We start from the raw sequence: 9,471 nt of genomic DNA, 5'->3' as shown, positions 1-9,471 counted from the left end.
GGACCGGGCACTGCGCGCAGTTGCGGTCGCGTTCATCAGGCAGACCGGCCCAGAGAAGCTCGCCCCCTGGCCGTTCCCCGCCGAAGGCTGGGCGGCGGCAAAGGAGCTCCTCCTCGACCGGGTCCGGCTCTGCGACCCGGACGAGGCCGACAGGACAGCCGGCATCCTGGACAGGATGCGCAAGGAGTGGGAGGCATGGCAGCCAGGGCACTGGGGCGACTTCGGCCCCACGGGCAGTGACCAGCTCCTGCGCCCGCTCGGCCAGTTTGCGGACGAGAAGGCACAGAGCATGACCTGGGCGATCCCCTCCTCCATGCGCGGCGTCGATGCCGAATGCCAGATCGAGGTCACCTCGCAGTACGCCATCGAGGAAGGACAGTCATGATCCGCGGCAAGGTCAGGCGCTCCCAGCTGGTCGCCCCGTTCGGCCCCGGGGCCATGCATGTGCTGTCTGATGGCACATCGGTGATCACGGCAGGCCTCGACCACTGGTTCCCTCACGGAGCCGGCCGCAACCAGGAAGAGTTCCGTATCCACGAGTGGCGCCTGGAGCAGCACCTCGGTGCCGATGCGCTCTATGCACCCCCGGACTACCGCAGCCGTTCGGCGGACCAGGTCAACACGGGCCTTACCGTTCCAGTGCTCCGGTTCCCTACCTGGGGCTTCTGCCCGCGATGCCGCACGCTGGCCAAAGACCGGCTCCACAAGGAAAACCGTCCGGCGTGCAAGGAACATGAGACCTCGGGCCGCAAGCCCTTCCTCGCCCAAGTCCCCTTCGTCGCGATCTGCGAGCGAGGACACCTCCAGGACTTTCCCTGGTCCGAGTGGACGCACAAGACGGCGTCACCCACCTGCCGAGGGCACCGCATCTCCCTGCGGTCATCCGGCGGCGGCACCCTGGCTTCCCAGCGGGTCTCCTGCACATGCGGCGCAACCCGCAACCTCGAAGGCATCACATCGACAAGGAATAGCGCCGAAAGAGGTCCGTCTACATTTCTGTCGGAAGAACTTGAGCCGGGCGGACCGGAATACTTGTGCCGGGGCGGCGCGCCCTGGCTGGGAATCGACCGTGAAGGGGAGCCCTGCGGGAGTCCTCTCCGCGGCAGCCTGCGTGGCGCCGCAAACGTCTACTACTCCCTTCTGAAGAGCTCCATCTTCGTGCCAGAGACTGCGGCGTCGACCGTCGATCCCAAGGTCCTTGCTGTCCTCCAGGACGGGGTGATTGTCCAGGCACGGCAGAGGGCAGCAGTGCTCCTCGAAGACGGAGACCCATTGCCTGCGAGATTGCTGCGGAAAGCAGCCCAGGGGCACGCCTTCCTCCTCGAAGGCTTCAGTGACCAGGAGATCGACCGCGGCCTGGCTGCCTTGCACCAGGCGGAGTCCGTTGCAGTGGGTTCCGAACAGCCTGGCTCTGACCAGGACCCCGCCCCTTTCCGCGCCACCGAGTACCGGACACTGCGCGGTGCCATCGAGTCCGAAGAGTTGGTCGTGCGCGAGCCCCGCAGCCAGTTCGCCTCAGGTGTGACAGCTGCCTTCGCCCGCGTACGGCTCGTCGAAAAGCTCCGCGAAACCCGAGTGCTATGGGGCTTCAACCGAGTTTTCGCAGAGTCCCCCTACGACGGCGCGTCTCGCAAGGCACTGCTGCGCCGCACCCCTGCTCGCCGAGGCAGCAACTGGCTTCCTGCGTATGCTGTCAGCGGCGAGGGAATCTACTTGGAACTCGACACGGCGATGCTGGTCCCATGGGAAGAGCGTCCGGCAGTCCTACAGCAGGCAGAACTGCTCACCCAGCGCTTTTCAAACCTGGCTGAGCAGCGCGGCTTGCAGCAGCGTGAACTGTCACCGCGCTTCATCCTGCTACACACTCTGGCGCACCTGCTCATCAACCAGCTCACCTATGAGTGTGGCTACAGCTCGGCCTCCCTCAGGGAGCGCCTTTACGAGAGCCCTGGCCCCAACGGCATGGCCGGCATGCTCATCTACACCGCTGCCGGGGACTCTGAAGGCACCTTGGGCGGCCTCGTTCGCATGGGTGAGCCGGGTCGGTTGGAGGGAGTCCTAGAGAACGCCCTGGCTCACGCCGCATGGTGCTCCTCCGACCCGGTGTGCATCGAGAGCAAGGGACAAGGTCCCGGGTCCTGCAACCTCGCCGCCTGCCACGGCTGCGCCTTGCTCCCTGAAACCGCCTGCGAGGAGTACAACCGGTTCCTCGACCGTGCCCTGGTGGTCGGAGGACTCGGGAAGAGTGAGCTCGGATTCTTCGCCACAACCTGAGACCAGGTTGATGGTGTGCGTGAGCATCCTGCTCATGCACACCGTTTTCGTCTGAGCCTGTGGTTGAGCTGTTCCGGAGAGCCTTTGGGCTCCGACATGTGCACAGGAGGGCACACACATTGCGACCCAGCCTCGGATCCGCGGACCTCTTCCGTCAGCTGCTTGCTGATGCTGCGCACGCGACGGGCTGAATCACGGCTGCCGCTCTGGCGCTTCACCGTCGAGTACGACCCGAAGGCGTCGGCCAATCTCCGCCGCGACCTCAACCGCTACCGCGTTTCCGAGGGCGCGCATAGCCGCCGTCCTGGTGCCGGGAATCTCGTAGTCATCCGGGAAGGTTTGGATTCGCGCGGATTCCCGCACGGTGAGGTAGCGGACGGAGTCGTCGTGGAAGCGGATCATGGCTTCGCCACCTGCGACACCGTGGACACCTGCTTTGAGCGTCTTGGCGGGAGAGTCAATCCATCCGCCGCGATGGCGGGCGTAGACCCGTGCTCCAGGGATGCCTCGATGGTTTAGCACAGTGGGGATGTCGACATTATCTTTCGGCGACGGCAGATCGGATATTGCGTCCCGAGTTGTACGCCAAGCGAGCTCTTCGTTCGCCCAATCGCCCGTACTGCGCAACAGCTCGACGCGGGATCGATACTGTTCCGGAATCTCCGGCCTCTTAATGTCGTGTCGCCGCCAGTACTCCTCTGTGATCCATTGCTCACGAAGTAACTGGTCCTTGGTGTGTGTTGGTTGCACCGCAGACCAATGGTCCACACCGGGTAGATCTGTTCTAATGCCAACCAGAAAGACGCGTTTGCGCGCCTGAGGTACGCCAATATCGGCGGCGTCGACTACCTGCTGGTGGACTTTATAGGAAAGTCCAGGTCGTTTTGTTTTGAGGATGCGCTGGTGGTGAGCTGTCCAATCTTCATCGCGATTTCTTGGCCTGACGGACGGCTTGGTTAGCCAGTCGGCGATGTAATCATAGTATGGTTTGAAAGAAGGGCGTAGCAGGCCGGGTACATTCTCAAATACAAAGCATTTGGGTCTGAGGACACGCACGGCTTCTACTGAAGCCGGGAACATGTTCCTTTCGTCGTTCTCGCCCGCGTGAGCTCCGCTGATCGAGAAGGGTTGACAGGGAGGGCCGCCTGCCACTAGGTCGATGTCCTCCAGGCCGAGACTGGGAACCTCCTTTAGCCACGTACGGACGTCTGTTTCGCGAACGTGTTCTTGCTTCCATAAATCCGGAGAGCGGTCCGCATTCGTTCGCAAAATATGGCACGCCTTCGGGTCTCTCTCGATCAATTGTTCGTGCTCGAAACCCGCGTTGAACATCCCTATGGCCATGCCGCCACCGCCAGCGAACAATTCTACCGACCGTGGCATCTAGACCCCTTGTCATAGCTTGAGTAAGACCGGATAATGCCTGTTAGATGGTTGGTCACCGCGGCATCCCGGCGCGCACTATCTGGAAGATTTCCTCCACGACTTCGTCGAAGTCTCGCTTCAATCGTGACTCGAAGACTCGGTAGACAGTCCAACCAGCTTGATCGAGCGCCGAATTTACCTCGGCATCACGTGTCATGTTCTTGATTAGTTTGGCGCGCCAGAAGTCCGGATTGTTCATGCGGTCAAACTGAGCTTCAAAACTGGGTAGCCCTCTGATTTTCCAGGCGTTACCGTGCCAGAAATCGCCGTCTACGAACACAACCAGCTTCGCCCCGGGGAAAGTGATGTCAGGCTTGCCCATAAGCGTGGAGCGGACGCGGTAGCGCAGGCCACGACGCCACAGTGCGCTCCTGAGTGCGACTTCCGGCTTGGTGTCCCGATTCCGCACAGCCGCCATGATGCGGCTCGTCACAGCGGGATCACGCACGGCCGCACCTCCAAGTATCGTGAGTGAGTTTAGCCGTCAGGCAGCCGCAGCGTTGGTGCCTCTCGGTTCGCGGATGTCGTCCGGGTTGCACGTGTGGTGATCACCCGGACGTCGAGACCAGCGAGCTCGCAGACCCGCTCGTAACGCTGCTGCTCGCTCTCGGTGAGGCGTTCTCCTTGCAGCAGGTTGATGACCGCGACAGGGGGCGGTAGCCCGTCGACGCGCGCATTGAGGCCGGCCCATACCAGGCTCTTCAGATTTCGTGGGCTACCCCAGATCATCAGCATCTGGCGGCGGCCGTCGGTCACTTGGCAACGGTTCGGCTTCTCCTGCAAAGTTCCGCCTAGCACCGACCAGTCCTCGCCCAGGGCGATCCTGGCTATGTCGTAGGCACTCGGGAGCGGTGTGCCCACCAGGTCCGCGTACGGTCCGATCCCGCTGCGCGCCCGGTTGTAATGCTTCATCGGCACGTCCTTGATCCACATGCGTGCACGCTCTCGGGGCATGTAGCGGGTCAGAACGCCGCCCAACTCCTTGTCGTCAACCCAGCGGTTGTACCAAGCAGTGCGGTCTACCGCGCTGAGGCCGTCCCAACCGAGTTCGTCCGCTTTGCGATAGATATCTCTGATTACCTCACGCCGGACTGCTTCCGGGATCTCGCTCATGCCTGCCCAAGCAGTGATTCGGGATCGGGGAATTGGAGGCGGTGCTYGTCGAGGGCGGTCTCCAAGCTCGCTGCGTCCTTGATCCATTCTTGCATGAGGCTCTCGGCCCGAGCGTCAGTGAACTCAAAACGTGTGCCCATCGAGGCCAGCCGCAGCGTCTCGAATTCGTCTGCGGAGACTTGCGCGCGAAGGCTCATGATTGCCGCAACTCTCCTGATATCGCTGACGAAGTCCAGGGTCTCGACGTGACTCTTTCCCTCACGGAGTCGCAGTCCGCGGCCAAGTTGCTGGACGAAGATACGTCGACTGTGTGTGACGCGTGCGAAGCACAGGATATTGACGTCGGGGATATCGACCCCTTCGTTGAGGATGTCGACAGCGGTGATGATAGGGATCTCGCCTTGACGGAAGGCCATCAGTCGCAGCTGTCGATCTCTGCGATCCAGGCCGGCATGGACCGCCTTCACGTTCTTCCACTGGGGGACTTGATTGAGTAGTTCGGCCAGACGCTCGGCATGCTCGACGGTGCGGCAGAACACCACAGCCCGGGGCTCCTTGACGTGTGCCCATGTCTCGATGAGTCGATCGCGGATCGCTTCATCGCGTTCGGGTAGGAACAGCCGGGCGTTCAGATCCCTGACGCTGTAGTTGTGTTGACTTGCTGTATGTACGAAGTCCCAGTCGATATTGTCCGTAAAAAGCCTATAGCGAACCTCGGCAAGGTAGCCGAGTCTCATACCGCCGTCGATACCCAGCGTATAGCTGGGCTCGCCGAAACTGTTCCTGATGTCAAAGCGGTCTCCACGCCAGGGCGTTGCGGTTACTCCAAGTCGAGGTACGTCGGCCAGGTGGWCGAGCAATTCGGCGAAGTATCCATCCTTGGACACATGGTGCGCCTCGTCCACCATGACCAGTGCAGGCTTGTAACCGCTGCGCACATACGTGAGCGCGGTGGCCACTGTGGCACACGTGATGCCGCGGAGATCATCCGGCTTATGGTCGCCAGTCAGCAGCTGGGTGCGCGCGGCCTTGGGAACGTGAAACCAGAGCGCGCGCTCTAGTTGTTCAACCAGATCCTTTGTGTGGGCGACGACAAGGATCTTGTCGGATGGGCGGAGGCGCAGATGGCGAGCGACAATCTCCCCCCCGATCACCGTCTTTCCCAAGCCGGTTGCGAGGATCAACAAGGCCTGGCTCGTGCCTTCCAGGTCCTCCACGAGCCTCTCAAAAGCCTTGGCCTGATACTCGCGCAGGGGGCGTTCTGGCAATCGCTCGGAACACAACTGATCGCTGTTGTACAGGTCGACCAGCTCGCGCCCCGACCAGAACTCGATCGGATGACCAACTCGGCGCAGTGCTTCGCGCCGCTCCTCGCTCTTCGGGCCGAATCTGGCATTTGTGACAACGGCCGCCCGGTCCGTCCGATAGAACGCTTTCGCGTTGATGACCTCGTCGACCGCGCTCGGTGCCACTGTGCCGCGTGCCTTCCACTTCGCTTGGAAGACCCAGCGCTGGCCGTTGAGAGTCCCGAGGATGTCGCCTCCGTGATCGTTTGGGCCATCGACGTTGACTACATCGGTGAATCCGAGGTGCAGCATGAGCCGCTCTACCTGCCGCGGAAAGGCGGCAGGGCCGATGTCCAGAAGGAAATCAGGAGCCACGAAGGATGAGCTCACGTCGACTCCTCATCGGCGATCTCTTCTTCAATGACGTCGAGTGTCATGCGCATCATCGCGAGATCGAGGCGGGTTTTACCACTAATGTTGCTCAGGAATGTTCCTGTCACCTCAAGCAGTCGTCCAAGGCGCTCGACCTGGGCATTGCGAGCTTCGGGGTCGTTCCACGTCGACCAGGTCGTGGAGAACACGGCGCCATCCATCACCAGCTCAGGATGGGCACGGATGATCGCGGCGAGGCCCTCTGCGGTGACGTGCGCGATGAAGTCGCCATTCTCGGTGGCTGTGGGCCATACCAACCGGGGGTCCGCCCCGGCGGCATGCTTCTCCGCAGCTTGCTTCTCCGCCGTGGGAAGGCTAGCCCACAGAGAGGCGGCACGGGCAGCGCCGACGCGCTGGATGCCCTCTCGCACCCGGCCAAGTAAGGCACTCGCCCGCTCTCTCAGCGCCGCGTCGGTGAACCGCTGATCCGGGAATTGGAGGGTGACCTCAGCGGCGACACGTGCGGCGCTGTCATCGGTACTGGCGAGCGCGCGTAACGCTTCTGCGATCTCGATGATCGCGTAGTCTCGGGGATCTCGACCGAATTCCCTGAACACCGGATGGTCTCCGTGGACGAACACCTCAATTGCGTTGCCCCGCAGGGTGTGTGACACGCATGGTGTCGGCCGGCCCGAATGGTCCAGGAGTGGCTCGGGTGTGACGTACACCGTGACCATACGCCTGCCCAGGGTGGCCACGGACACTGCTCCGCTGAGGTCGGTTAGCCGACGTGCCCGGGCACGGTATCTGGCGAAGCGCTCATCCTCTGTTTCCTGTTGGGGCGGCGGTGTGGTTGCGCCCGCCGAGCTGCTCGTCGTGCTGGCAGAAGAGTTCCCTAGCCCGAGCCCCGTGCGGCTGAGAAGATCATCAGACTGTTCCCGAGTGTCGCGGGTGGAACCTTGCGCCGGCGGGGTGCTGGCCCCGCCCCCGGGAGGAACCGGGGGGCGGCCTCGTTTGATCTCATCGTGCTGTCGCGCGGCCTCGTGCCATTTTTCATCGGTGAGGAATTCAGCGAGTCCCTTACGGAACGAGCCAGCCCACTCTCTTGCCAGCTCGTGAAGCGGGGTCGCGCCGTTCCCGGGGACAAGGTGCTTGAGGCCGGGTTCATTCCTGCGGAAACCATTGAACAGGCGTCCCACGTAAGTGTCATTGGGCGCGTACCCGTATGCTTTCGCCTTGTTCGGCTGAAGGGGGCCCTCGCCGCGGATTTGGTGGACGGCGGTGATCCAGTCCCGGGAATCCCTTTTGAAATCATTCTTCTGGTAGSTCACGGGCACATGGTCGAGATGTATCTCGCCCACGATTCGACCGCCCACCGTAGCGCCAAGTTCAATCGGGTACTCGGTCAAAGTCTCCCCTGTGTCGGGGTGCTCCCACTCGAAGAGGCTTCGATCGGAGATGAGGATCTTCCGCCCGTTTCTGAGGAAGTCGATACCGAAGTCGCTGGTGTGCAAGTAGCGCTGGATGCCCACCCAGCCGATGATCCTGCGTTCTCGGAGTTCGAGGTTTGCGCTTCCACATTCGACGCAGGTCTCTAAAGATATGCGATGCCAGTGACCGCAATTTTGGCATGCCCACGCCGAAGGTAAGGAGATGTCGATCGGTTGGATCGCCTTCACCTCGTCACCTCGATAGGCCACCGACCGCTGGGCGTCCCAGACGCAGGGCAAACGCGGCCGCACGAGCGTGTTATTGACGAACAGCCGAAAGCCTCGCCCCTTGAGTTCGGCCCCGGGAAGTTCTGGAAGCACGTCCCCGCCGCGAAGCAGATAGGAATAGACCCTGCCCAGTTGCTCTCGGATGGTGGAAGCCAGCTGCGTGCGACGCAGGGCGGTTCTTGTGTCAGGCCGCAGTTGACGCACAGTGACCTCAGTCCCGTGCATCGTGGGGTCATCTTTGGGTTCACGCCGCAGCGGGGCCTTGAACTCACCATGCTGCTGCATCTCAAGGAAGTTGATTTCCGCGACCAGCCATTCGCTGTCACCTGACCGGGTAGTCCGTACCTCGGTAACGGATCCCAGATTGGCGGTCGCGATGTTGAAGCCCATGCCGAACAGCCCCAGGCTTCCGTACCGGCTGTTCTGGCTGTAGCCAGCACGCAGTGCGAGTTGGAATGCCTCCAGGCCCATGCCGCGCCCGTTGTCTGCCACGCACACGATCTCGTCACCCTCGGGGGTGGTGCTGGGCTTCGGCAACGTGACGCGAACGTAGGGGGGATCGCTCACGTCTCGATCGTCATCTGACAGGAAGTCATCAAATGCGTTGTCGATCAGCTCCGCGAGGCATTGCCATGGCTTGTAGGGGATGTCGCCCAGTACCTCAAGGAGCCGTGGAGACGGTGTCAAGTCCAGGCTCTCTACGTATGCCTCGCTCGCGCCAAATGACACCCAAACCCCTCCGTCTTTGGTCAGGGACACTGCCCGCTTGAGTCCCGCACCCCCGGCAGCACCGCATCCACCATGCCTGCGGCAAGGTTACTCATTCACGGTGCTCCGGTGAGTGGAGTCTGTGATGTTGGAACCTCGCACAGTGACGGGTCTGAGATGCGTTGCGCCCCTCGGACACTGCAAAGCGTGCGCTTCGGCGGTTGGCTTCGCTCACCTCGGCGCGTGAGCTACCTACGGCGCAAGGGCGGCGTAGCGACTTTGGCCGGGAGCTGCTTTGGCGCGAGTGATCATGGCCCCGTAAGCTTCCGGCGCGTCGGGCAGTCTGTGGACCTGCCCGTTAAAGCACGACGTGGGGGCCATGATCTTCGAGGCTCGCGCCAAAGTGGCTGGCTAAAGTCGTGGAGCCGACCGCCCCAGCCACGACGGGGTTTCTCTCACGTCATGCCCGCGTCCGCCGTCCGGCGGGTGGCCCGGTGCGGGATCAGCGGGCCGTACGAACGCCCACGCATCAGGCAGCGTTGGCCCGCATGTCACCGCCACCACGATCCGGCCTC

7 protein-coding genes are annotated in these 9,471 nt (G+C 62.4%); 2 read left to right on the top strand and 5 right to left on the bottom strand.

The window, feature by feature from the left end:
• On the top strand, window positions 1–385 hold a 385-nt coding region (locus EAO75_RS46395), incomplete at its 5' end, for a hypothetical protein (RefSeq protein ID WP_222724052.1).
• Window positions 382–2,274, top strand: coding sequence for a DUF1998 domain-containing protein (gene drmB / locus EAO75_RS45145; RefSeq protein ID WP_148000924.1), 1,893 nt, complete (start codon window positions 382–384; stop codon window positions 2,272–2,274). The genes EAO75_RS46395 and drmB, both read left to right, overlap by 4 nt.
• A gap of 192 nt (window positions 2,275–2,466) precedes the next feature.
• Here the strand turns inward: drmB and EAO75_RS45140 are convergent, their stop codons facing one another.
• The 5 genes from EAO75_RS45140 to EAO75_RS45120 are packed head-to-tail and all read right to left on the bottom strand — an operon-like array spanning window position 2,467 to window position 8,917.
• On the bottom strand, window positions 2,467–3,657 hold the full coding sequence (locus tag EAO75_RS45140; RefSeq protein WP_148000923.1) for a DNA cytosine methyltransferase: 1,191 nt from the start codon (window positions 3,655–3,657) through the stop codon (window positions 2,467–2,469).
• Between the two features lie 55 nt (window positions 3,658–3,712).
• Complete coding sequence (locus EAO75_RS45135; protein WP_222724051.1) at window positions 3,713–4,147, bottom strand: very short patch repair endonuclease; 435 nt, start codon at window positions 4,145–4,147, stop codon at window positions 3,713–3,715.
• A 29-nt stretch (window positions 4,148–4,176) separates the two neighbouring features.
• Window positions 4,177–4,812 (bottom strand): hypothetical protein, encoded by a 636-nt coding sequence (locus EAO75_RS45130; protein WP_148000922.1) that lies wholly within the window; start codon window positions 4,810–4,812, stop codon window positions 4,177–4,179.
• Entirely contained in the window at window positions 4,809–6,488 is a 1,680-nt protein-coding gene (locus tag EAO75_RS45125) for a DEAD/DEAH box helicase family protein (protein ID WP_148000921.1), read from the bottom strand. The genes EAO75_RS45130 and EAO75_RS45125 overlap by 4 nt, the downstream gene beginning before the upstream one ends.
• Window positions 6,485–8,917, bottom strand: a complete 2,433-nt coding sequence (locus EAO75_RS45120) for an ATP-binding protein (RefSeq protein WP_187284872.1) — start codon at window positions 8,915–8,917, stop codon at window positions 6,485–6,487. Before EAO75_RS45120 ends, EAO75_RS45125 begins: the two co-directional genes overlap by 4 nt.
• Window positions 8,918–9,471: the final 554 nt, after the last annotated feature.

Origin of the sequence: Streptomyces sp. UW30 (assembly GCF_008042075.1) — a bacterium.
GTDB lineage: Bacteria > Actinomycetota > Actinomycetes > Streptomycetales > Streptomycetaceae > Streptomyces.
Note: the sequence above shows the minus strand (reverse complement) of the source record. Positions and strands in the feature narration are given on the sequence as shown.